The 22,756-nt window shown below is 60.6% G+C and carries 18 protein-coding genes and 1 pseudogene; 10 read left to right on the top strand and 9 right to left on the bottom strand.

Going from position 1 to position 22,756, the window contains the following annotated elements; all coding sequences use genetic code 11:
- Positions 1–6: 6 nt before the first annotated feature.
- Both DMP06_RS00510 and DMP06_RS00505 read right to left on the bottom strand, forming a co-directional pair.
- Positions 7–2,553: a hybrid sensor histidine kinase/response regulator gene (locus DMP06_RS00510; RefSeq protein ID WP_123207792.1), complete on the bottom strand. Its 2,547-nt coding sequence runs from the start codon at positions 2,551–2,553 to the stop codon at positions 7–9.
- 15 nt (positions 2,554–2,568) lie between these two features.
- Positions 2,569–3,669: a putative NPN-dependent ornithine cyclodeaminase gene (locus DMP06_RS00505; protein WP_123207791.1), complete on the bottom strand. Its 1,101-nt coding sequence runs from the start codon at positions 3,667–3,669 to the stop codon at positions 2,569–2,571.
- A 261-nt stretch (positions 3,670–3,930) separates the two neighbouring features.
- Here DMP06_RS00505 and DMP06_RS00500 point away from each other — a divergent pair, with 261 nt between their 5' ends.
- The 3 genes from DMP06_RS00500 to DMP06_RS00490 all read left to right on the top strand — a co-directional run bounded on the left by DMP06_RS00500 (position 3,931) and on the right by DMP06_RS00490 (position 6,845).
- The gene (locus DMP06_RS00500; protein ID WP_123207790.1) at positions 3,931–4,947 is read left to right on the top strand and encodes a VanZ family protein; all 1,017 of its coding nucleotides are present in this window, start codon (positions 3,931–3,933) and stop codon (positions 4,945–4,947) included.
- A gap of 105 nt (positions 4,948–5,052) precedes the next feature.
- On the top strand, positions 5,053–5,655 hold the full coding sequence (locus DMP06_RS00495) for a pyridoxamine 5'-phosphate oxidase family protein (RefSeq protein WP_220092509.1): 603 nt from the start codon (positions 5,053–5,055) through the stop codon (positions 5,653–5,655).
- 299 nt (positions 5,656–5,954) lie between these two features.
- Positions 5,955–6,845, top strand: coding sequence for a metallophosphoesterase (locus DMP06_RS00490; protein WP_123207789.1), 891 nt, complete (start codon positions 5,955–5,957; stop codon positions 6,843–6,845).
- On the opposite strand, the gene DMP06_RS00485 is transcribed toward DMP06_RS00490, so the two are convergent.
- Positions 6,842–7,321 (bottom strand): YbaK/EbsC family protein, encoded by a 480-nt coding sequence (locus DMP06_RS00485; RefSeq protein ID WP_123207788.1) that lies wholly within the window; start codon positions 7,319–7,321, stop codon positions 6,842–6,844. The two genes, DMP06_RS00490 and DMP06_RS00485, sit on opposite strands and share 4 nt — an antisense overlap.
- A gap of 175 nt (positions 7,322–7,496) precedes the next feature.
- Between DMP06_RS00485 and asnS the strand changes: the two genes are divergently transcribed.
- Positions 7,497–8,900: an asparagine--tRNA ligase gene (gene asnS / locus DMP06_RS00480; protein WP_123207787.1), complete on the top strand. Its 1,404-nt coding sequence runs from the start codon at positions 7,497–7,499 to the stop codon at positions 8,898–8,900.
- 42 nt (positions 8,901–8,942) lie between these two features.
- Here asnS and DMP06_RS00475 read toward each other — a convergent pair whose 3' ends face one another.
- The 4 genes from DMP06_RS00475 to thpR form a co-directional block, all read right to left on the bottom strand.
- The gene (locus tag DMP06_RS00475) at positions 8,943–10,367 is read right to left on the bottom strand and encodes an amidophosphoribosyltransferase (RefSeq protein ID WP_123207786.1); all 1,425 of its coding nucleotides are present in this window, start codon (positions 10,365–10,367) and stop codon (positions 8,943–8,945) included.
- Between the two features lie 175 nt (positions 10,368–10,542).
- Positions 10,543–11,721, bottom strand: a complete 1,179-nt coding sequence (locus tag DMP06_RS00470) for a cation diffusion facilitator family transporter (protein ID WP_123207785.1) — start codon at positions 11,719–11,721, stop codon at positions 10,543–10,545.
- Between the two features lie 117 nt (positions 11,722–11,838).
- Complete coding sequence (hdhA, locus tag DMP06_RS00465; RefSeq protein WP_123207784.1) at positions 11,839–12,636, bottom strand: 7alpha-hydroxysteroid dehydrogenase; 798 nt, start codon at positions 12,634–12,636, stop codon at positions 11,839–11,841.
- Positions 12,637–12,796: 160 nt separating this feature from the next.
- Complete coding sequence (thpR, locus tag DMP06_RS00460) at positions 12,797–13,324, bottom strand: RNA 2',3'-cyclic phosphodiesterase (protein WP_123207783.1); 528 nt, start codon at positions 13,322–13,324, stop codon at positions 12,797–12,799.
- Between the two features lie 126 nt (positions 13,325–13,450).
- On the opposite strand from thpR, the gene DMP06_RS00455 reads away from it, so the two are divergent.
- Together DMP06_RS00455 and DMP06_RS00450 are read left to right on the top strand one after the other, a co-directional pair.
- Positions 13,451–16,099, top strand: coding sequence for a DEAD/DEAH box helicase (locus tag DMP06_RS00455; protein ID WP_123207782.1), 2,649 nt, complete (start codon positions 13,451–13,453; stop codon positions 16,097–16,099).
- Between the two features lie 23 nt (positions 16,100–16,122).
- Positions 16,123–16,875: a YdcF family protein gene (locus DMP06_RS00450; RefSeq protein ID WP_123207781.1), complete on the top strand. Its 753-nt coding sequence runs from the start codon at positions 16,123–16,125 to the stop codon at positions 16,873–16,875.
- Between the two features lie 251 nt (positions 16,876–17,126).
- Here DMP06_RS00450 and DMP06_RS00445 read toward each other — a convergent pair whose 3' ends face one another.
- Positions 17,127–17,459 (bottom strand): HIRAN domain-containing protein, encoded by a 333-nt coding sequence (locus DMP06_RS00445; RefSeq protein ID WP_123207780.1) that lies wholly within the window; start codon positions 17,457–17,459, stop codon positions 17,127–17,129.
- A gap of 190 nt (positions 17,460–17,649) precedes the next feature.
- On the opposite strand from DMP06_RS00445, the gene DMP06_RS00440 reads away from it, so the two are divergent.
- Positions 17,650–18,645 carry a helix-turn-helix transcriptional regulator gene (locus DMP06_RS00440; protein WP_123207779.1) on the top strand — a complete coding sequence of 332 codons (996 nt, stop codon included), beginning with the start codon at positions 17,650–17,652 and terminating at the stop codon, positions 18,643–18,645.
- Between the two features lie 60 nt (positions 18,646–18,705).
- Here DMP06_RS00440 and DMP06_RS00435 read toward each other — a convergent pair whose 3' ends face one another.
- Positions 18,706–19,296, bottom strand: a complete 591-nt coding sequence (locus tag DMP06_RS00435; RefSeq protein WP_148042466.1) for a hypothetical protein — start codon at positions 19,294–19,296, stop codon at positions 18,706–18,708.
- Between the two features lie 303 nt (positions 19,297–19,599).
- Between DMP06_RS00435 and DMP06_RS00430 the strand changes: the two genes are divergently transcribed.
- From DMP06_RS00430 to DMP06_RS00420, 3 genes and pseudogenes are all read left to right on the top strand, one after another.
- Entirely contained in the window at positions 19,600–21,018 is a 1,419-nt protein-coding gene (locus DMP06_RS00430; protein ID WP_123208039.1) for an FAD-binding oxidoreductase, read from the top strand.
- A 108-nt stretch (positions 21,019–21,126) separates the two neighbouring features.
- A complete protein-coding gene (locus tag DMP06_RS00425) occupies positions 21,127–21,705 on the top strand; it encodes a DJ-1/PfpI family protein (protein WP_123207777.1) in 579 nt (192 codons plus the stop codon).
- Between the two features lie 258 nt (positions 21,706–21,963).
- Positions 21,964–22,587 (top strand): annotated as a pseudogene (locus tag DMP06_RS00420) (nitroreductase family protein); the annotation flags it as partial.
- Between the last annotated feature and the right edge of the window lie 169 nt (positions 22,588–22,756).

Below are 22,756 nucleotides of genomic sequence, written 5' to 3'. Positions count from 1 at the left end.
CTGCCGCTATTTGTCGCACACTTTCGCCAGCACGCTGAGCAGCGCGTTGAAATCAATGGGCTTGGACACGTGGGCGTTCATGCCGGCTTCGGTGGTGCGAGCGATGTCTTCGGCGAAGGCGTTCGCGGTTACGGCGATCACGGGCACCGTTTTGGCATCGGGGCGCTCAAGCGCGCGAATGGCGCGACAGGCCTCGCAGCCGTCCATCTCGGGCATCTGCATGTCCATGAGGATGGCGTCGATGTAGCCGGGATCGGTTGCCTCGAACGCGCTCACCGCCTCGCGCCCGTTCATCGCGGGAATAATCTCGGCACCCATCGCGCCCAGTATTTCCTGCATGATTTCCATGTTGATCTCGTTGTCCTCGGCAACCAGGAGGCGTTTACCCTCTAGGCTAAAGTCAGGCGCGGCATGGCCGGGAGCGTCGGCTTGCGCGTCGGCAAGCTCTTCTTCCTCGGCGATGCGCAGCGGCAGCACCACCGTGAACGTGCTTCCTTTTCCGAGCTCGCTGTTCACGCTGATCTCGCCGCTCATCTGCTGCACGAGGCTCTTGACGATGGGCATGCCCAGTCCCGTGCCTGACACTTTCGACGGCGAGAACGTGGTCTCGCGCGCAAACGGCTCGAAAATGCGCTCCAGGAAATCCTGCGACATGCCGATGCCCGTGTCGGACACGACGATTCGGCATTTGCACATCTTGGGGCGGCGAGACACTACGTCGAGGGCCACATCGATCGTGCCGCCCGGTAGGCTGTACTTCACGGCATTCGATACCAGGTTGTTCAGAATTTGGCCGATACGGGCTGGGTCGCACATGACGAAGGGCATGTCTTCATCGACATAGACGCGAAGGGTCTTGCCGTCGCGCTCCGCCGCCTCCTCGAACAGCGACGTGCCGTCTTTCACGCATTGAGCGAGGTCGGTGGGGACATATGCGAGCTCGGTCTCCTTGCCGTGCTCGATGCGTGACATGTCGAGCACGTCGTTCACCAGCGTGAGCAGCTGGCTTCCCGCTTGCTCAATCTTGGTCAGGCAGTCTCCCGTTTTCTCGCGATCGTCGAGGTTCGTGCGCGCGAGCGACGACAGGCCGATGACCGCGTTGAGCGGCGTGCGCATATCGTGGGACACGTTGCTGAAAAACGCGCTCTTCTTGTCCACGGTCTGCCGCGCCGAGTCCAGCGCGCTTTCTAGGAGCGCCTGCTGCTGGAGCTGTAGGCGCTTTTCGGCGTCTACTTCGCGGAAACACATGACAACCTCGTTGAGGCCAAGGTCTCGGTTGTAGATGAGACGAATACTGACCCATTTGTACCCGTCGGGGAAATGCCTACGGTAGTCGCCGCCGAATTCCTCGACACCCTCCGCCGCCAGCTTGCGGATGTTCTCCAGCGAAAAGCTCTGCTCGAAGGCGTCGAAGGTGCGTTTCTCAACCACGTTGCCTATCATGCTGAGCATGTGACTGTACGTGCCAGATTTTCCGAGTCCTTCGCTCACGTCGGGAGACGATTTGATAGTTTCGTACGTTCCCGTGTTGTAGTCGATGCGATAGATGGCATAGAACGTGTCGCCCAGGATCTTGAGCGTGTCTTCGGTGTGCTGCATCTTTCGGCTGTCCAGGTAGCCGCGGATTATGATGGCAATCACCAGGATGAACAGCGCAAGGCAGATGACCGCCAGCGTGACGATCGCCGTGTCCCAGCCGTCTTGGAGGATGTCTTTGACGGGGATGGTGATGACCGAGAGCCATCCGTTGCTCATCTGCGAGTAGTACACGCCGTTCACGACGCCGTCGAAGTCCGTGATAGAGGAGAGGTGGTCTTCCATCTGGCCGTCTAGTACTGCCGTGCGCAGGCTGTTCGCCCAGGCGACGGTCTGCTCGTCTTCGACCCCGGCATCGGAGGTGGTGTAAATGAGCGCGCCGGATTCGTCGAAGAGATAATACGAGCTTTCCTGCGGCAGCGAGGCCTTGTTGCGATGCACGTGGAAGTTTTCCAGGAAGATGTCGAAGGCGAGTACGTTGCCCTCGCCGTTGAGCTTGACTGACATGGTCACAAGCTCTTTGCCCGTGATGGCATCGGTGTAGGCATCGGTAAACGTCACGCACCCATCCGCCTCGAGCGCCGCGGTGTACCAGGGAGTGGACGCGTAATCGTAGCTTTCGTCGCCTTCCCAGGGATTGGCGGCGATTATGTGGCCGTCGATTACGGCATAGGGGTCGATGATGTTGGCACCCAGTGAGTCTTCGATGGTGGTATCGTAACGTTCCAGAAGGCTTGCGTAGGCCCGGGTTCCCTCGCCGTTGTCGAGCGCGTGGTTAAGGGAGCTTGCGACCATGCTCATGAGCAGGCTGTACATGGAGGTGCGGTTTTCTTCCTCGGCTGCATAGCTTGCCGCTAGCGAACTGCCCATGTCGTCGGCGTTCATCAGCAGTTTGTCGCGCACGAGGTAGATGCTCCAGGCGATGAGCAGGCTCAAGGCGATGGCGAGCACCGCCCCGATTTTGATGGCGAGGCTCGAGGTCAAAAAGCTGCGTTGCTTGGGAGCCGTTTCGTTCATGCGCTGTCTCCTTGATTAAACGTCCAGGTCAAGACCGCGAGCCACATGTGCAATAAAATCCTGCACGTTGGTCACGATGCCGCGCGAGGCTAAAGAGCCGCGATCTGCCAGTTTGTTCACGGCGAATTCGGCGATGTCAACGCAGTAGAAGTATACCTGGCGCACGGTGCCGTCGGGCATCACGCGAAATGAGGGGGTCATGTTGCCCGTGGCGATAGAGTGCAGCGTAGTGGCCATGCAGATCACCGTGGTCGCGCGGCTTACGTGGGCGCGCATTGCATCCTGCGCCTCGTAGGCGTTGCGGTACACGCCGGGCAGCGGCCCGTCGTCGCGGATGGAGCCGGCAAGCACGTAGGGCACATGGTTCGTTTCCAGCGCATGCATGATGCCGTTGTCGATATGCTCCGCCTCGATGAGCTTTCTGATGCTTCCGTAGTAGCGCGCTTTGTTGATGGTGTCCATGTGGTGATAGTGGCCCATGGGGCGGTTCTCTTGCGTGTCGATGTCCTGGCCGAGCGCGGTGTGGAACAGCGCTCCCTCCAGGTCATGCGTGGCGAGCGCGTTGCCGGCCAGCACGGCGTCTACGTAGCCGTTATGGATCAGACGCGCGAACGCTCGGCGCGAGAAGCCGTTGAACGTGAAGGCGGGGCCCATCACCCATACCACATAGCCGTGCTCGCGTTCGTGCCGCAAAAGCTCGTAGAGTTCGTCGTAGTCGCGCGAGAATGCCGTTTCGCGTGAGCGGCCCGTGCGAAAGGCGAATGAATCGGCGTCGGACGCCGCACCGGGCTCGTCGAAGCCGTTGGTGTGGACATAGATGCCTTCGCTTGCGTCTTCGGTGCGGCCGCATACCACCAAATCGCCTTGTTTAAGGCGACGAAATTCGCGGATGCTCACCGAGCCGTCCTCGTATACGGGCACGCTGTCCATGCGGCTTTCCGCGGCGAGCAGCCATGTTCCGCCGATTTTGAAATACTCCGGGAAGATGCTCGTGGCGTGGTAGCCCTCGGGCGCCACGGCGTCTTTGGGGCACGGGACGAGCGTCGCTTCGGGCGCTGCTTGGAAACGCGCCTCGTTGAAGTTTGGCGCGTGGTAGTGTTTGAGTCTAAATGTCATGTACGGTCACCTAATCTCATCCTGCATGCGCGCCATGTCGGTGGGTTCGTGGGGCGCATTCTGCCATTGCTGGATACCGGATGAGATTCTAACAAATAGCATTGCCATGTGTGCCGCGGGGCTCTGCTGTACGTATCGCGAATCCAACCTGACGGGAACCTTTCATTGGCGTCACTCTGAGGTGACGATTCGCGGATAAGAATCCTCCTTGAATGATCCAGCTCCATAATGACGTTCTTGGCGAGTAGAGAAGGAGCGAACATGGAGATCATCGAGAGGTTTCTCGGCGGATACAGCGAGAATTTTGCCGTGGCGGTGGCTGCGTGGCCGTTCTTCTCGTTCGCGCTCACCCTGCCCATTCTTGCGTATCTCTATCATCGCGACGGTCGTCTCAAGCTCGCTTCGGTCGTAACGGTGTATCTCGCGGTGCTCTACGTATTGGGCCTGGGCTGCTTCACGCTCTATCCGCTGCCGTCGGGTGAAGAAGGACTGGGCATCACGTACGGCATCCCCTGGCAGCTGAACCCGTTCGCGTTTTTGGGCGATATCGCCAAAGACGGCATTCATGCAGTGCCGCAAATCCTGTTCAACATAGTGTTTTTCATGCCGCTGGGGTTCATTGCGGGGCGGTTTCTGCGCTTGGACTTTGCGAAATCGACGCTTCTGGGGCTGGCTGTGTCGTTCGCCATCGAAGCGGCGCAAGGCACGGGGCTGTTCGGTGTATATCCCTATTCCTATCGCACGGCCGATGTGGACGACCTGATTTGGAATGCCTCGGGCGCCGCTGTCGGGTGGCTCGTGGCTTCGCGGCTCGCTCGCATCTTGCCACCGGGCGCGCTTGCCGAGGAAGGCGAAGTGACCGATCGGCCCGGTATCGTACGGCGCTTTGTGGCATTCTGGCTGGATATGACCTTGGTGGGCGTGGCTTCGACCATCGTGTGGGCGGCGGGACTGTTCGTGGCGTGGGGCGTGATGGCGGCGGGTGTGCAAAACGACGCTCTCGCGGCAGCAGGGGGCACGGCTATGCTTTTGATTCCGGCGGTCATGTTCGTTGCGGTGGAAGGTGCGATTCCGTTCATGCGCAAAGGGCAAACGCCGGGAGGATCATTCGTGCGCATGACCTGCGAGACGCGTGAACGCATGGGTTGGCGTCGTGTGGCGTTTTTCCTGCTGCGCCTGTTCGTGCTCGGGTGCATGCTGCTGTTCTTCCCGCTTGCGGCACCCGTCCTGCTCATCTTCTACGCCGTCAAACGTCGCATGCCGTATGATTTACTATAGCGTGCGTGTTGGTTTCGACTCGAGATTCCGGGGCGTTCGGCGAACCTAAGGAACGCTCGGTTACGTGCGTGGAATATTCGGATATTTGCTCGTAATGGAGGGCGTATGCGACAGATGAGGCTGGCGAAGCGCGAGGTGAAGGATGCCGCGGCTTTGCGCGCGATTGTCGAGGCATGTCAGGTGGTGCGCATCGGCGCAGTGGATTCCGAGGGCATGTTCATCGTGCCGGTAAATTTTGGCTACGAGTGGCAGGATTGTTCGTGCGGATGCGACATGGGGGCCGATGAGCTGGAGCCGAGTGGCGCTTTGGAAGCCGCGGGGGAGAGGGGCGCCTCGGTTGACTGGGGCCACGAGACGGGGAAAGCGGCTCGCCCCAAGCTCACGCTGTACGTTCACTCTGCCGCGGAAGGCCGCAAGGCCGAGGCATTCCTGCGCGGATGCGATGTGGCTATCGAGATGGACTGCGACGGTGGGTCCATCAAGGGCGATTATTCGTGCGCGTATTCGCGGGCGTATCGAAGCGTTATGGGCACAGGCCGCATTTCCCCCGTTGAGAATACGGAGGAGAAGGTGCGCGCCCTTGCGCTTATCATGGAGCATGCCGCCCCGGGTGCGCCGTGTAAGTTCGCAAAGGAGGCCGTGAATCGCGTGGCGATTTTTCGCATCGATGTGGACGACTTCACGGGAAAGGAGCGCCGCCCTCGATGATGCGCCATCGCGCTTCGGCGGGGAAGATGGCGATGGCCCAATGTGCGCGCATGATGACATCGGCGCTGTGGGGGCAGATGCGGCAGAGCCGCTAACCCAGGCGATTGCCGCCGTGATCCATTGCCTTCATTTTCTACGTTACGGATTCGTGACGGAGTCGGCTTTTCGCGCAAAACGGGCTCAATCGTGCGCCGGCAACCCCTTGAGCGTATTGTGATAAGAAAAAGACTTCGGCGAGCCAAGAAAAAGACTTCGGCGAGCCCGACGAGTGGGCGTTGGGAGCAAAGAGGAGATACGCTATGAAAACCCTGGTCATAGGCGATACCCATCTTAAGCAGAAGCAGATTCTTCCGCGCGTCGATGCGGCTATCGCAGCATACAACGCCCAGCGCGTCGTATTCTTGGGCGACTACTGCGACGATTGGGGAGCGTCCGATTCATTCGCGCTGGAATCGCTCCATGCGTTTGCCGATTGGGTCGCGGAGCGTCGCGGTCAAGGCCTTGCGGTGGACGTAGTGCTAGGCAACCATGATATGCGCTACCTCATGGAGGAAGACGGCCCCGGTACGCAATGGGGCATCATGGAGAAGGTCCATGAGATTCTGGACGGTTTGGGCATCGTCATGGCCGCCGAGGCGAACGGCTACCTGCTTACACATGCGGGTGTGACTTCCTCATGGGCGGACGACAACTTCGACCTGGCAGCATGGGACGCGGCGCGCGCCTCTGCCGCCAATGCGGCGCGCTTGCTCAATGAGATGTTCGCCGATCCTGCGCGATGGCGTGATCTGGATACATGTGGGGCGGCGCGCGGCGGATTCGAGGTGGCGGGGCCTTTGTGGGCCGATAAACGCGAGCTCGCGATGGATTTCCTGCCGGGCGTCAATCAGATCGTGGGGCATACGCCGGTGTTCACGTGCGAGCGGTTGAAGCTGTGGCCGAGGCATTCGTCGGGCATGCGCATGTGGCACGCTTCGAACGGCCGCGAGGGCGTGCGCGCGGGCGACGATTCCGTAACGCCTATCGTATGGGCATGCGACACGTTTTCGCTCACGAGCATGCTTGCGCCCATCGGCGACGGCAGCATGCTGCTGGTGGATGATGCCGGGGCGGTGGAGGCTGTGGATTATGCGACGCTCGGCGAGGGCACGTGGCGCGATGACGCTTACGTGTACTACATGACGCGCTAGGCTTGTGTTGCAGGCAACTTGCACACGTCGATCCATGCCGCAGGCGCGGCGTATCGCTCCAGCTCCTCCGGCGTAAGGCCGATGGCACTGTTGGCGCTGCCGCATGCGGGATATACCATGTCAAAGCGGCGTAGACTCTCGTCCAGATACACGTCGCAGCAATCGTTGACGGCAAAGGGGCATACGCCGCCCACGGCATGCCCGATAAGCTTCTCGGCCTCATCGGCTTTGAGCATCTTCGCCTTTGTGGCGAACTGGACCTTGAACTTGGGGTTGTCAATGCGTGCATCGCCGGCTGCCACGATGAGCGCCACGCGATCGCCTACGTGGAACGAGAGCGTTTTGGCGATACGCTCCGGCTCGCATCCAACGGCCTGTGCCGCCAGCTCGACCGTAGCGCTGGACGTCTCGAACTCTAAAACACGGTCTTCAATTCCCCGGGAGCGAAAGAATTCCCTCACTTTTTCGATTGCCATATATCTCAAGTCCTTCTGTCGCATCGTTTGCGTGGTGTGTATGATACGCCGCGTCGGCGGCTGACGCGGCGGGGATTCGCCAAGTTCGCACGGCCGTGCATGCTGTATCATGACATGCGCACATTTGAGGATAGCGGACGGTTCTTTCGAACCGTGCTGAGGAAAGGGGCGTTCTGTGGAAAGGACCAGGATCGCACAGCTTTTTGCCGATGCCGAATCGCTGGGCGGCACCACTGTCACCGTTGCCGGCTGGGTGCGTTCGGTGCGCGACATGAAAAACTTCGGCTTCGTCACCGTGAACGACGGCAGCTGCTTTAAAGACCTGCAGGTGGTTATGAGCCGCGATACGTTGGCCAATTACGATGAGATCGCGCATCAGGTTGCCGGCGCCGCCGTCATCTGCGCGGGCGAGGTGAAGCTTACGCCCGACGCCCCGCAGCCCTTTGAGCTTGCCGCCGCCACCATCGAGGTGGCGGGTGCTTCCGCGGGCGACTATCCGTTGCAGAAGAAGCGTACCACGCCCGAGTTCCTGCGCACGCAGCAGCACCTGCGCCCGCGTACGAACCTCTTCCGCGCGGTGTTCCGCATTCGCTCGGTGGCCGCAAACGCCATTCATACATTCTTCCAGGACCGCGGATTCGTGTATGTGAACACGCCCATCATTACCACGTCCGACTGCGAAGGCGCGGGCGAGATGTTCCATGTGACCACGCTCGACCTTGCGAACGTGCCCAAGAACGATGACGGAACCGTGGACTACACGCAGGATTTCTTCGGCAAGCCGGCGAGTCTTACCGTGTCGGGCCAGCTCAACGCCGAGAATTTCGCCATGGCGTTCGGCGACGTGTACACGTTCGGTCCCACGTTTCGCGCGGAGAACTCCAACACGGCGCGCCACGCTGCCGAGTTCTGGATGATTGAGCCCGAGATCGCCTTCGCCGACCTTGAGGACGACATGAACCTCGCTGAGGATATGCTCAAATTCGTTATCAGCTACGTGATGGAGAAGTGCCCCGACGAGCTGAACATGCTCAACAAGTTCGTGGACAAAGGCCTGATCGAGCGTCTCACGCATGTGGCCAACTCCGACTTCGCGCGCGTCACCTACACCGAGGCAATCGAGATCCTGGAGGCGGCGGTTGCCAAGGGGCAGAAGTTCGAGTTCCCCGTGAGCTGGGGAATCGACCTGCAGACCGAGCACGAGCGCTTCCTGACCGAGCAATACTTCAAGAAGCCCACGTTCGTGACCGACTATCCGGTTGAGATCAAGGCATTCTATATGCGCTTGAACGATGACGGTAAGACGGTGGCTGCGGCCGACTGCCTGGTGCCCGGCATCGGCGAGATTGTGGGCGGCAGCCAGCGCGAGGAGCGCTTGGACGTGCTCGAGCGCCGCATCTCTGAGCTGGGGATGGATCCCGAGCAGTATAAATACTACTGCGACCTGCGCCGTTTCGGCACCTGCAAGCATGCAGGATTCGGTCTGGGCTTCGAGCGTTTGGTGATGTACCTGACCGGCGTGAGCAACATTCGCGACGTGATTCCTCACCCCCGTACGGTGGGCAACGCCGAATTCTAAATGAGAGAAAGGCCCCGAGGGGCCTTTCTTTTTGCGAATCTCTTATTCCCTGCCGTCCCAGCAGTAGGTGCACACCTTCGTGGGATCGATGCCTATGGCCTCGAGCAGGCCGGGCAGGCTTTGGTAGCCAAGCGAATCGAAGCCCATTTGCTCGCAGATGCTTTTGAGCAAGCATTTGCCGCGCTCGGTGGAGCTGTCGGCGTATTCGTCGATATGGTTCACGCCTTCTTCGCCTTCAAGCTCATCGATCACGCGACGGGCAATGAGGTCCATGTCCGATTTGCCGCGCGAGAAGCTCAGGTACTTGCAGCTGAACATGATGGGCGGGCAGGCCGAGCGCATGTGCACCTCTTTGGCGCCGGCGTCATAGAGGAAATCCACCGTTTCGCGCAGCTGCGTGCCGCGTACGATGGAGTCGTCGACCAGCAGCAGCTTCTTTCCGTCGATGAGCTCGGGCACGGGAATCTGCTTCATCTTGGCCACGCGGTTGCGCACTTCCTGGTTAGCGGGCATGAAGGAGCGCGGCCAGGTGGGCGTGTATTTGATGAACGGGCGGCCGAAGGGCTGTCCGCTTTCGGTGGCATAGCCTATGCCGTGCGGAAGGCCGGAATCGGGCACGCCGGCAACGTAGTCGACTTGGGGGAGCGTGCCTGCGGCGGCCTCGTCGCGCGCCATGATGGCGCCGTTGCGGTAGCGCATGACCTCAACGTTCACGCCTTCGTAGTTGGAGTTGGGATAGCCGTAATACACCCACAGAAACGCACAGATCTTCATATCGTCGCCGGCGGGGGCGATGGTCTCGTGGCCCTCAGGCGTTACGCGCACAATTTCAGCGGGGCCGAGTTCATATTCGTCGTCGTATCCCAGCTTATGGTAGGCGAAGCTTTCGAACGCCACGCAACGGCCCTCGTCGTTCTTGCCGATAAGCACGGGCAAACGCCCCATCTTATCGCGTGCGGCAATGATGTCGCCCTCTGCGGTCATGATGAGCAGCGTAAGCGATCCGTCGATGGCGTCCTGGGCATACTTGATGCCCGATACGAAATCGTCCTTCTGCGTGATCAATGCGGCGATGAGCTCGGTGTCGTTCACTTTGCCCGAACCCATGGCCATGAATTGGCGCTTGCCGCCTTCGAAGCAGGAGTCGATCAGCGCATCGGCGTTGTTGATGGCGCTTACCGTGGTGATGGCGAACGTGCCTAGATGCGAACGCACCAGCAGGGGCTGGGGGTCGGTGTCGCTGATGCAGCCGATGCCCGCGTTGCCGTGGAAGTTGCTCAGGTCGTCTTCGAACTTGGTGCGAAACGGCGTGTTCTCAATGGAGTGAATCTCACGCTGGAAGGTTCCGTTTCCTCCGCAGAACACCATGCCTGCGTTTTTGGTGCCCAGGTGGGAGTGGTAATCCACGCCAAAGAACACGTCCAGAACCACATCGCGCTTTGACGTAGCGCCGAAGAATCCGCCCATTTTGACCCCTTTTTCTCACGTTGCCGGCGAAATTCGAAAAAACAAGTATACGGCTTGCATCGCGCGAACGAAGGAAAAAGCTTCATGAATGCGAGATTTCCAAGAGAATGCCCTGATGTTCCTCGTATCAGCAATGCGTGCAAACGCGAAGGGTGTTGAGCGGACAGACTTTGGACTACTGCTCGGAGCTCACGTAGCTCTGGTCGATGGTAATCTTGCAGATGGCCTGCGGATGATCGGCGGCAACGAGCGCCGCGATACGGGCGCGCAGGTCTTCGTCGTCCATATCGAAATCTGCCGGTTTCACGCAATCAAAGATCACATTGGTGTGCGTGGGCCCGGGCACGGTGCGCAGGTCGTGGATGGAAAGGCGCGCGTCTATCGTCTTCACCAGCGCATTGATCTGGTTGCGCAGGTCTTTCACCTCGGGGTCGTCGGTCACGATGGGATCGTAGTGCAGCGTGACGATGAGTCCGTCGTCCTCTTTGAAATCTTGCTCGATGTTGTCGATGAGGTCGTGGCTTTCCATGGGGTCGGCCTCGGCCGCCATTTCCACATGGGCGCTTGCGAACTGGCGACCCGGTCCGTAGTCGTGGACCATCAGGTCGTGGGTGCCCAGTACGCCGGGGTAGCCCAGGATCTTGTTTTGGATGTGACTCACCAGCGCCGGGTCGGGGGCTTGGCCGAGCAGAGGGTTCACGGTGTCACGTACCAGCTGCGCTCCGCTGTACACGATGAATGCGCCCACGGCAATGCCCACGATGCCGTCCAGGTCGATGCCGGTAAGGTGGGACACGATGGCGCACACGAGCACGACGCCCGTAGAAATCACGTCGTTGCGCGAATCCACTGCGGTGGCTTCGAGCGTAGTGGATGAAATGCGGCGTCCGATGGTGCGGTTGAACACCGCCATCCACAGCTTCACCAGGATGGAGAGTGCCAGCACGGCAACTACGGCCAGGCTGAATTCGGTTGCGGTGGGGTTGAGCACCTTGTCGATCGAGGTTTGGATGAGCTCCACGCCGATGATGACGATGACTACGGCAACGGCAAGGCCGGAGAGGTACTCGTAGCGCCCATGGCCATAAGGATGGCCGGGGTCGGCGGGCTTGCTCGCCAGCTTGAAGCCCAGCAGGCTGATCACGTTGCTTGCGGCGTCGGAGAGGTTGTTCAGTGCGTCTGCCACGATGGAGACGGATCCCGCGATCAGGCCGATAGCGCCTTTGCCAAGGCATAGTGCGATGTTGCAAATGATGCCCACGATGCCGGCGAACTGCCCGTAGCGCATGCGCACTGCGGGGTCGTCCGCTTTCTCGTGGTCTTTCACGAAGTGTCGTACCAGCCACTCGGTCATGATGCTGCGATGCCTCTCCTCGGTCAAACGTGTAAGCGCCCGGATGCCTCAGGGGCTCCGGGCGCAAAAAGCCAGACGTTCAGTGTAGCCGTTCGGCGGGGTATTTGCCAGATGGGTCTAGCGCTTGTTCGCGGAATCCGCCAGGTCGGCGAACACGGGCGTTGCCATGCCGAAGCCGCCGGTCACGGCAATTATCTGTCCGGTGGTGTATTGGGCTTCGTCTGAAAGCAGATACACCGCGGCGTGCGCGATCTCTTCGGGCTTGCCCATGCGCTTGATGGGAATGTGGCGCTGGAAGAACTCCATGAACTCGGGTGTGAGGTTGTCCATCACGGCGTCGGTGGCGGTCATGCCGGGAGCAACCGCATTGCATCGTACGCCCGAGCGGCCCGCCTGTACGGCGATGAGCTTGGTCATGTAGTTGATGGCCGCCTTGCTGGTGCCGTAGGCGATCTGCGACACATCGGGCACGAGCCCGCCAACGGAGGAGATGTTCACGATGGAGCCGCCGCCCGTTTTGCCCATCTCCTCGACGGCCTTCTGCGAGGCGATGAACACGCTGCCCAGGTTGGCGTCGATCGTCTTGATGAACTCGTCGTATTCGGTGTTTTGGATGTCGCGGTCTTTGCGCGGATCGGAGGTGCCGAAGTTGTTCACCAGTCCGTCGATGCGCCCTTCGGCGGCTACCACCTCGTCGATCATGGAGGTGTAGGTTTCCTTTTTGTAGGCGTCGTTGTAGACCACACGCACGTTGCCGCCGGCCGCGTTCAACTCGTCGGCCATGGCCTGGGCCGCTTCCGGGCGGCGGGCCGCCATATACACTGTGGCGCCTTCCTTGGCGCATTCGCGCACGATTGCCGCACCGATGCCGCGCGTGCTGGCCGTGACCAGGATGACTTTCCCTTCGAGCCTCATATGCTCCTCCTTCGGTCGCATTTCAGTACGCAGCCAGCATGCGCCCGAGCCGAGGGCGGCGCAAGGGAGTCGACCATATATACACAGAGACCCTCGCGGGCGGCGTCCGCGAGGGTGCGAGTGGGTGCGAGCGTGGCGGGCGCGTCATCGCGACGCTCGGCTACCCCAGTTCAACTGTATGCAGCGGTTTGTACACGGCCCCTTCGGGCGAAAGCTCGCTTTTGAACACGGTTACGCGCGTGGCGTATTCGGCGCGGGGAAAGGGCAGGTCGGGAAGAGCGACGCGGGGGATACGTGCGCGGCGGGCCAAGGTGATGTGGGGTTTGAACATCTTGGCATCGTAGGAAACGTCGCGTGCTTCTAGCTGTCCCTGAAGGTCAAAGACAAGCTGGGCGAGCGGGTCGTTGATCTGGATGCCCAGCCACAGCGTGGCGTCGTTTTTGCGGCCGAAGGTGCCCAGTCCCGTGCAGCTCAGCTCGATTGGCCAGCCCCCTTCGCAGGCGGCGTCCGTCGCCTCTATGGCAAGGCCCAGCTCCCGTTCGTCTATATCGCCCAAAAACGCCAGGGTCAGATGATACGTTTCCGGCTTCATGAAGCGGCCGTCCACGTGGTCGTGCAGGGCGCGCGCCAGGGCGGCTGTCTCGGCGGCGAAATTATCGGGGAGTTCAAGGGCGATGAATGTTCGCATACGCGCTCCTTTCCGGCTGGAGGCTTTGGGCGTTTTTAGGCTGCGGCGCGCTTTGAGTTTGCCGTCATTGCTCGCGGGATATAATAGCGCGGACGCAAAGAGATACGAGAGAGCGGAAAGCGCGTTATGTCGAAATCTGCAGACGAAACAACCCCCTCCAACGCAGGCCAGCAGGATGAAGGCGCAGTGGCGGCAACAGGCACCGGCGCTGCCTCCTATGGCGCCTTGGGAAGGCTTGCTCCCACCTGGTGGGTGCCCGAGGACGGAAGCGAGCCCGAGCCTTGGCGCACGGCCGACGAGGCGTTCGAGCAGTTCCTCGAATGGACTATGGGCTTGGGGCTTGAGCTGTGGCCTCATCAGGAGGACGCGCTCATGGACCTAGCGGCCGGCAACCATGTGATTCTGGGCACGCCCACCGGTTCGGGCAAATCTATGGTGGCGCTGGGCATGCATTTCATGGCCATGTGCACCGGGCGCACCTCTTATTACACCGCTCCCATTAAAGCGCTGGTCAGTGAGAAGTTCTTCAATCTGGTGAACCTGCTTGGTCGCGAGAACGTGGGCATGATCACGGGCGACGTGCACATCAACACGAAGGCGCCCGTCATCTGCTGCACGCAGGAAATTCTTGCTAATCAGGCTTTGCGCGAAGGCGAGGATGCCGATATCGGGTGCGTCGCGGTGGACGAGTTCCATTTCTATGGCGAGTCCGATCGCGGGTGGGCTTGGCAGGTGCCCCTGCTCATGTTGCCTCAGACGCAGTTTTTGCTGATGAGCGCCACGCTGGGCGATGTGACGCAGATTGCGCAGTCGCTGGAGCGCCAAAGCGGGCGCGCGGTTGATGTGGTGGCGAACGCCCCGCGTCCCGTGCCGCTTGCGTTTGAGTACGTGAAAACGCCCGTGGAGTCCACCGTCGAGCTGGCCCTTCGCGAGGGCAAGGCGCCCATCTACATCGTGCATTTCTCGCAGGATGCCGCCATTGCCACCGCTCAGGCACTTGCAAGCTACGGCGTTGCAACCAAGGAGCAGCGCGAGGCGGTGAAGGCGGCGGCTAAGGGCACGCGCTTCACTACGGGGTTCGGCAAAATCCTACAGCGCCTTTTGAGCTGCGGTGTGGGCGTGCACCACGCGGGCATGCTGCCGCGTTATCGCCTGCTGGTGGAAAAGCTCGCGCAGCAGGGCCTTCTACCTGTGATCTGTGGAACCGACACGCTGGGCGTGGGCATCAACGTGCCCATCCATACGGTGCTGTTTACGGCGCTCACCAAGTACGACGGCGTTCGTCAACGGAGGCTTCGGGCGCGCGAGTTCCATCAGATCGCAGGCCGCGCCGGCCGCTCTGGATTCGACACCGAGGGTCTGGTGATCGCCGAGGCACCCGAGCACGAGATAGAGAACGAGAAGGCGCGCCTCAAGGCAGCGGGTGATGAGAAGAAGCTTCGCAAGCTCAAGAAAAAGAAAGCGCCGGAGGGCTTTGTCAATTGGAGCGAGCAAACGTTCGACCGCCTGCGCGAGGCGGCGCCGGAAACGCTCGTTCCTCACATGCGCATCACGCACTCCATGGTGCTTTCGCTGGTGTCGCAGGGCGGCGATGCCTGGGAGCGCACGCAGAAGCTCATCGCCGATTCGTCGCAATCCGACGAGCAGAAAGCCGCGCTCAGCCAGCGCGCCTCCGAAGTGTTCTCCACGCTCATCGATGCGGGCGTGGTGGAGCGCCATGAGCTGGATGACGGTTCGGTCGAGTATGCCAACACGGTTGATTTGCCGGAGGATTTCGCGCTCGACCAGCCGCTTTCGCCGTTTTTGCTGGCGGCGCTCGATCTGTTGGAACCAGAGGATCCCAATTATGCGCTGGACGTGATTTCGCTCGTTGAGGCGACGCTGGAAGATCCGCGCCAGGTGCTGCGCGCTCAGGAGCGTGCGGCTCGCGAGCGCGCGGTGGCCGAGATGAAGGCCGATGGGGTGGAGTACGAGGAGCGCATGGAGCGTCTGGCCGACGTGACATATCCGAAGCCCCTGGAAGACGTGATAACGTTTGCGTTTGGAAAGTACTGCGAAACGGTGCCGTGGGCTCGCGACTACGAGCCCAGCCCTAAATCGATTTTGCGCGACATGGTGGAAACGGCATCCGATTTCAAGACGTACGTGAATCGCTACAAGATCGCGCGTTCGGAGGGGCTGCTTCTGCGCTATCTCTCGGATGCGTTCCGCGTTCTCGACCGCACCATTCCCGAATCGCGTCGCGACGAGCGCTTGGAAGACATAACGGCGTGGCTCGATTTTGTCGTGCATTCGATCGACTCGAGCCTGGTGGACGAGTGGGAGAACGCAGGAGCAGAAGACGCCGAGAATGCCGCGGCGCCCGATGCAGTGCAAGCGGTGGTGCGCGACAGGCGCGGGCTCACCGTGCTGGTGCGCAACGCGCTTTTCCGCCGCGTGCGATTGGCCGCCCTTGGCAAGCTCGAAGAGCTGGGCGAGCTTGATGCCGACCTGGGGTATCCGGAGCGCCGTTGGCAGGAGGCGCTCGATGCGTTCTATGACCAGCATGAAGAGATCGTGCTCGATGGTGATGCCCGCTCGATGGCGTATCTGACTATAGATGAATCCGATGAGGAAGGCGCGCACGTATGGCGCGTGACGCAAACGTTCAAGGATTCCGACGACGATCGCGACTTCATGATTCGCGCCGATGTCGATTTGGATGCGACTCAGGATTCCGGCGAGGCTACATTCGCTCACTATCGCGTGGGCTTCGCGGAAGACGTGCTGGGATAGGGGAGCGCACGAAAGGATGCCCCATGGCTGAATGGATTCTGGTTGCATTGGGCGTGGCATGCGTAGCGTACGGCTTTGCGATCTTCGCAGTAGGTTCGGGCACGATGTTCTTCGCGGTGTGGTTCGCCATTGCCGCGCTCTTCTTCGGAGCGGCGGCTGGCGTGCACTTTGATTGGATCGCCAAGGCGCCCCTGGCCGTGCGATGGGCGGGCGGCGTAGCGCTGGCGGCGGTGCTCGCGGTGGGCGTGGTCGAATCGGGGTTCATTGCCACAGGCTTCAACGCCGCCGGAAGGCCAGGGCTCGACTATTTAGTGGTGCTTGGTGCTCAAGTGAAGGCCGACGGCCCCAGTGTGGTGCTGCGGTATCGGCTGGATGCTGCTGCCGCATATTTGCAGGAGAACCCCGCAACGCGCTGCATCGTTACGGGCGCGCAGGGATATAACGAACCATGTACCGAAGCGGAGGGCATGCGCGACTACCTGGTGGCCGTCGGTATCGATGAGTCGCGCATCATACTGGAGCCCCAGGCTCGCAACACGCAGCAGAACATCTCCTACAGCTTGGCGCTCATGGATTCGCCCGATTGCTCGGTGGGTATCGTGACCAACAACTTCCACGTGTTCCGCGGCACGGCCCTCGCCAGGTCGCAGGGCATGACCAACGCGTGCGGCATCGCGGCGCCGTCCAATCCGCTCTATCTTCCCAACAACGTTTTGCGCGAGTATTTCGGAATCACGAAGGATATTGCTGCGGGGAACATCAAGGTTTTGCCGTAGGGCCGTCGAGCGTATGCCTTTGCGGGCGGAGTGGCTACCTTTGCGGGCGGGTGGCTATCAAATAGCCGATAGCCAAGATCGCGACCGGCAATAACAAGGGCGTACCTTTGCGGGCGGGGTGGCTATTCAAAAAAAAGGCGGTCAAGAAAGGCGAATGTGCGGCACGCATCCGGGAAGGAGACCGAAAGGAAAGAAAGGAAGGACGGGTGGATGCCATCCGGATCCGCCTTTCTTGCGCCTAGGGCGAGGGCTTAGAGTTCTCGCGCGTCTTTGACGAACACGCCGATACGCACCTGCTCCCAAGGGTCGGCGTCGGGCTTCACCTGCAGGATGCGCGCTTCGAGAATTGCCGCATGGCCGTAAAACGCCAGCAGCGAGAGCAGGCTGTTCTGGCTTGCGGGCACATAACCCAGTTTCACACCCTGATAGATAAGCGCGACAGCTTCGGGGTCATAAGGGTTTTCGGGCTCGGCGATGAGGTCGACCGGCATACCGGGCTTGAGATCGTTCAGAACAAGCGCCCCATCCCAATGCTGGAACCCGGCGATGAAGAATGCATCGATGCGGCGAGACGGTTCGTACATGGCTCCTCGATTCCTCGGATTGCTTTTGATGGCTGTAGAATACAGCGTTCCAGTGATTAGGATGTCCCTTTTGTGGTACAGTTAGGAAGAAATGCGAGCCGTCGCGCTCGTCACGCGCCGCGCCCTCTTTCTGCGGAGCGGGATGAGCCTCGGTTCGTTGGGGCGATGCGTGCTAGGGAAAGGAACCCTCATGGCCGCGAACAACAAGCAGAAGCTCAAACTGCTCGCCATCATGCGCATGCTGCAGGACGAGACCGATTCCGAGCGCGGTTTGACCATGCGCGACATCATCGAGCGCCTTGAGGCGCAAGGCATCGAGGCGGAGCGCAAGAGCGTCTACCGCGACATCGAGACGCTGCGCGAGTTCGGGCTCGATATTGCCACCTACCAGCGCTCTCCCGTGCAATACGCCATCGCCCGACGAGATTTTTCGATTTCGGAACTCATGCTGATGGTGGATGCCGTGGAGTCGAGCCGCTTTCTCACGCGGCGCCAGTGTGACGCGCTGGTTCGCAACATCAAGCTCCTTGCAAGCGACCGTGAGCGCGCTCTGCTTGATAAGCGCATCCACGTGGCGGGCCGCGTGAAGTCCAAGAACGATTCGGTGTTTCGCAATGTGGATGCAATCCATGAGGCTCTGCGCGAGCGGCGCAAGGTGTCGTTTCTCTACTTCAAGCTGGGGCCCGATCGCACGCGTCAGATTCAGCACGACGGCAAACCGTATGTGCTCACGCCGGTAAAGGTGGTGTATGCCGGCGGGTTCTATTACGCCACCATGTACAGCGATAGCCATGAGGGATTCGCGGATTATCGCATAGACCGCATGCACCGCATCGTGGTGACCGATGAACCGGCGACGCGCAACGAGCTCATAACGCGCCATGCGTTCGACGATGCTGAATATCAGAACTTCGGTCGCTTTGGCGGCGACCCGGTAAACGTGGTGCTCGATGTGGCGGCGGATAAGGTGGATATCGTGTTCGATCGCTTCGGCGATGCCGTGCAGATGGGCGCGATGGGCAAAGATGAAGATGAAGCGCGGGTGCAGGCGTTTGTGACCGTGCGCAGGAGCGAGCAGTTCTTCGGATGGGTGGCGGGCCTGGGAGGCACGGTAAAGATCGCCGAGCCGCGCTGGCTGGTGGAAGATTACCGCGCATATCTGCAGGGGCTCATCGATCAGCTCTGATGCGCGCGTCGGCCGCACGATTTGGGAGGCGCGGGCTTCGTCGCAAGGCGCACGCATCGATCAGCTTCGATGCGTGTTCCGGCCGAACGGGAGATGCGCCTGGGGGCATGCCGGCGTCTTTGGCGCTTCGAAGGTGGGCGCCAAAGACGCTCGAAGCGCTCCATCGCTCTGTGCCGTCAATGTAAGGGTCATGTTGGTATCGAGCGCTAATTCAAGCGAATTCGCCCTTTGCGCATCGCCTTCGGGCGCGCGACTGGCGGACGCGCGATCGGGGGACATGCGGCCCGCCGTGACCCTCTCCACGCGCGATCCGACTGCCGCAGAAAGGGCGGGAAACCTGACGAGGTCGTAGGTTGCGCGCGGTGCGCCATCCTCCATTTCGTAGATGGCCTGCGAAGCGGAACCATGCGAAGCGCCGCGGGGGGTCCGTTCGATTGGGGCAAGATCGTACGGCGCAAGATTCGCCTCCCATCTAAGCCCCCCGCCTTCATGGGCGTATACGACAAGATCAAGAGAATCAAACCTGATGGTAAGGGGCGCATGGCTGTCCCAGGCGCGGGTGTCTTCGTTCCATATGCGCAGCACATCCGCAATCCAGTCGCCCTCAACCTGGACGAGCTTTTGGTTCGTATAGAAGTTTTCATGTGCCATATCGTCTCCTTGCTTGAGGCGCAGACGCATGGTGCCCGCAACCCCGCTGCGTTTGCGGTATGTTTTTCGAACTTGTGTACGATACTAGCGGTGATGTGCGGCTTAGGTGGGTCATTTGCGGGACAGTTGGGAAAATACTTTGCGGAGACGCCCGCCGTATCGCCCCGTTTCGCCCGGACGAGGTGAGCCATCGGGGAACGCAGTGGAGCCATCGGCCGAATTTGACCGGCGAGCGGTAAATCGCTTTGCTCGGGTGGAGTACCATAAAAACGTATGTCAACCCTGATTCGCCAGGAGATTCCTATGTCTGAATTTCGCGAACTGACGCCTGAACTGATTGGGCAGCTGACCGCCATCGTCGGCGAGGACAATTGCCTCGTGGGCGATGCCATCGGCGAGGATTACGCTCGTGATGAAATGCCTTTGTACGGCATGCGCACGCCCGATGCGGTGTGCTTGCCCGCCTCCACCGATGAGGTGGCTGCCATCATGAAGCTTTGCAACGACAACTGCATTCCCGTAACGGTGCGGGGCGCGGGAACGGGCCTCGTGGGCGGCTGCGTGGCGCGCGAGGGCGGCATCGTTTTGTGCACCATGCGCATGGATAAGATTCTCGAATACGACGAGCGAAATTTCACCGTGCGCGTGCAACCTGGCGTGCGTCTGTGCGATTTGGCAGAAGACGCTACGAGCCACGGGTTCATGTACCCGCCCGATCCCGGCGAGAAAACCGCCTCGGTGGGCGGCAACGTCAGCACCAACGCCGGCGGCATGCGCGCCGTGAAATACGGAGCCACGCGCGATTACGTGCTGGCTATGACCGTGGTGCTGCCAAGCGGCGAAGTGCTCGAGCTTGGACCCGCCGTCACCAAGACGAGCTCGGGTTACAGCTTGCTGCACCTGATGATCGGCTCCGAAGGCACGCTGGGCGTCATCTGCGAGCTTACTCTCAAGCTGATCCCCGACCCTCAGGCCGATACCTCGTTCATCCTGCCGTTCGCTGATATCGAAACGGCGATCAGCTCGGTGCCATCCATCAAGCTTGCCGGTTTGAACCCGCAGTCGATCGAGTTCATGGAACGCGACATCGTGGATTCCTCGGCCGATTTCACGGGCAAGCATGTATTTCCCACAGTGGTTCAGGGCCAGGAAGCGGGAGCGTATATTCTGGTCACGCTCGATGGCAACGATGAGGATGAGATTTTCCAGCGCGCCGAGATTCTGGCGGGCGTTGCCGACGAGGCCGGCGCCTATGACGTGCTGGTGGTGGATACGCCTTCCGAGAAGGAGGCTGTGTGGGCCGCCCGTAGCGCGTTTCTGACCGTCATCGAATCCGAGGCGGATTTGTGCGACGAGATGGATGTGGTGGTGCCCGTGGACAGCATCGCAGAGTTCTTGGGTTTCGTGCACGACCTGGGCGAAGAGAACGGTGTGCGCATTCGCTCGTTTGGCCATGCCGGCGACGGCAATCTGCATATCTACTGCGTGGGGAACGACGTCGATCGTGACGATTTTGTTTCGCGCACGGAAAAGATCATGGATGCTGCGTACGCCAAGTGCGCCGAGCTCGGCGGACAGGTTTCCGGCGAGCACGGAATCGGCTATGCCAAGAAGCGCTACCTGCGTGAATCGGCGGGCGATTTGGCCATTGGGCTCATGGACGGCATCAAGCGCGTGTTCGACCCCAAGGGCATCCTGAACCCCGGCAAGGTGTGCCGCTAGCGGCGATGAGCGCGCCGCTAGCATTGCACGCGGGTAGAATAAGGGTTGTAAGCCAAAGCGTGAAACGCGTTCTGGTTAGGCGATATGACTCAAGGAAAGGAGTCGCGTATGTCCAAGAAGGTTCTTTTGCTCTGCGGCGATTTCACCGAGGATTATGAGACCATGGTTCCGTTCCAGGCCCTGTCCATGCTGGGCTATCAGGTGGACGCCGTATGCCCCGACAAGAAGGCGGGCGAGACCGTTGCCACCGCCGTCCATGACTTCCTCGGCGAGCAGACCTATACCGAGCTGCGCGGCCATAATTTCGCACTGACCGCCGATTTCGACGCGGTGAAGACCGAGGATTATGAGGGCCTGTTCATCACCGGCGGGCGTGCTCCCGAGTACATTCGCCTGAATCCCCGCGTGCTCGAGATCACCCGTGAGTTCTTTGCCGCAGGCAAGCCCGTTGCCGCCATCTGCCACGGCCCGCAGGTTCTGGCCGCTGCCGGTGTTCTCGAGGGCTACAAGGCAACTGCATATCCCGCCGTCGGCCCCGATGTGACCAATGCGGGCGGCACCTATGTCGAGGTTGGCATGGATGATGCCGTGGTCGATCGCAACCTGGTTACCGCTCCTGCGTGGCCTGCCGATACCGCCATCTGCCGCGAGTTCGCAAAGCTGATGGGTGCCAAATTCGAAATCTAGAGCGGCTATCCACGCGCTCTGCTTGTGCGGCACTATGATCGCGCACGCTCGCAGGCCCCGCGCTCTTTTTGAGTGCGGGGCCTGTTTGCAACTGAGGCGCAGCTGGAGGCAAGGGGCATCAACCCGTGCTCGTCGACATCGAGCAACAGGAAGTGAGATGGTATGACGCCATTTGAGGCGGTAGTCGGGCAGCTTGGCCGCGACGCGTTGATGAAGCTGATGGAAGGCAGGCATTCGGTTCGGTAGTATTCTCCCGAGCCCATCGAAGGCGCGGCGCTTGAAGCGTTGGAGCAGGAAATTCAAGCATGTAATGCCCAAAGCGGCCTTTCGATACAGCTGATAGTGGACAACCCTGACGCCTTCAACGGCAGGCTTGCCCATTACGGCTCGTTCAGAGGGGTGCGCAACCATATTGCACTGGTGGGGCCGGCGGGGCCAGGCCTTGACGAAGCATGCGGTTATTACGGCGAGCGCCTGGTTCTGCTCGCACAGGCTGTAGGGCTCAATACGTGCTGGGTCGCAATGACCTTCAGCAAAAAGGCAAGCGAGGCGCGCGTAGCGCCGGGGGAGAAGTACTCCTTGTGCATCGCTGTCGGACACGGGGAGACATCGGGCGCGGCACACAAGGTGAAGCCTGCGGAGAAGCTGTTCCAGGCAACCGGCGCTGCGCCGGCCTGGTTCGCCGCGGGCGTTGAGGCGGCGCGTTTGGCTCCCACCGCCATGAACCAGCAGCGTTTTCGCTTCGATCTTGGCGAAGACGGCTCAACCGTGCGCGCCGTTGCTCTGCCTGCGATTTCATGCGGAAAGGTTGATCTGGGAATCGCCAAGCTTCACTTTGAGCTGGGTGCCAATGCGGTATCAAATGATTGGCGTTTTGCGTAAGGATTGGCGTGTTGGCTTGGCTGCTCTCCGTTTTTCGTGAGACGCTGCCCGTGCCCCCTCCTCATTGGCGTGTGATTTAATCGTTCGTTCTGCCTGTCCAATTTGCCTGTTGGCGTGTGGAGTCGAGCAACGGTATCGACCCACGCAAAAGGCTCCTCACAAACACGTC

Origin of the sequence: Slackia equolifaciens, assembly GCF_003725995.1 — a bacterium.
Taxonomy (GTDB): domain Bacteria; phylum Actinomycetota; class Coriobacteriia; order Coriobacteriales; family Eggerthellaceae; genus Slackia; species Slackia equolifaciens.
This window is presented reverse-complemented; position numbering and strand designations above follow the sequence as displayed.

Bases quoted from the DNA above. Each gene is read 5' to 3' on its own strand.
- DMP06_RS00490 (WP_123207789.1), top strand. From the start codon at position 5,955: ATGAAAACCCTGGTCATAGGCGATACCCATCTTAAGCAGAAGCAGATT.
- DMP06_RS00500 (WP_123207790.1), top strand. From the start codon at position 3,931: ATGGAGATCATCGAGAGGTTTCTCGGCGGATACAGCGAGAATTTTGCC.
- DMP06_RS00505 (WP_123207791.1), bottom strand. From the start codon at position 3,669: ATGACATTTAGACTCAAACACTACCACGCGCCAAACTTCAACGAGGCG.
- DMP06_RS00470 (WP_123207785.1), bottom strand. From the start codon at position 11,721: ATGACCGAGTGGCTGGTACGACACTTCGTGAAAGACCACGAGAAAGCG.
- DMP06_RS00430 (WP_123208039.1), top strand. From the start codon at position 19,600: ATGTCTGAATTTCGCGAACTGACGCCTGAACTGATTGGGCAGCTGACC.
- hdhA (WP_123207784.1), bottom strand. From the start codon at position 12,636: ATGAGGCTCGAAGGGAAAGTCATCCTGGTCACGGCCAGCACGCGCGGC.
- DMP06_RS00445 (WP_123207780.1), bottom strand. From the start codon at position 17,459: ATGTACGAACCGTCTCGCCGCATCGATGCATTCTTCATCGCCGGGTTC.
- DMP06_RS00475 (WP_123207786.1), bottom strand. From the start codon at position 10,367: ATGGGCGGATTCTTCGGCGCTACGTCAAAGCGCGATGTGGTTCTGGAC.
- thpR (WP_123207783.1), bottom strand. From the start codon at position 13,324: ATGCGAACATTCATCGCCCTTGAACTCCCCGATAATTTCGCCGCCGAG.
- DMP06_RS00450 (WP_123207781.1), top strand. From the start codon at position 16,123: ATGGCTGAATGGATTCTGGTTGCATTGGGCGTGGCATGCGTAGCGTAC.
- DMP06_RS00495 (WP_220092509.1), top strand. From the start codon at position 5,053: ATGCGACAGATGAGGCTGGCGAAGCGCGAGGTGAAGGATGCCGCGGCT.
- DMP06_RS00485 (WP_123207788.1), bottom strand. From the start codon at position 7,321: ATGGCAATCGAAAAAGTGAGGGAATTCTTTCGCTCCCGGGGAATTGAA.
- DMP06_RS00425 (WP_123207777.1), top strand. From the start codon at position 21,127: ATGTCCAAGAAGGTTCTTTTGCTCTGCGGCGATTTCACCGAGGATTAT.
- DMP06_RS00435 (WP_148042466.1), bottom strand. From the start codon at position 19,296: ATGGCACATGAAAACTTCTATACGAACCAAAAGCTCGTCCAGGTTGAG.
- DMP06_RS00455 (WP_123207782.1), top strand. From the start codon at position 13,451: ATGTCGAAATCTGCAGACGAAACAACCCCCTCCAACGCAGGCCAGCAG.
- DMP06_RS00440 (WP_123207779.1), top strand. From the start codon at position 17,650: ATGGCCGCGAACAACAAGCAGAAGCTCAAACTGCTCGCCATCATGCGC.
- DMP06_RS00510 (WP_123207792.1), bottom strand. From the start codon at position 2,553: ATGAACGAAACGGCTCCCAAGCAACGCAGCTTTTTGACCTCGAGCCTC.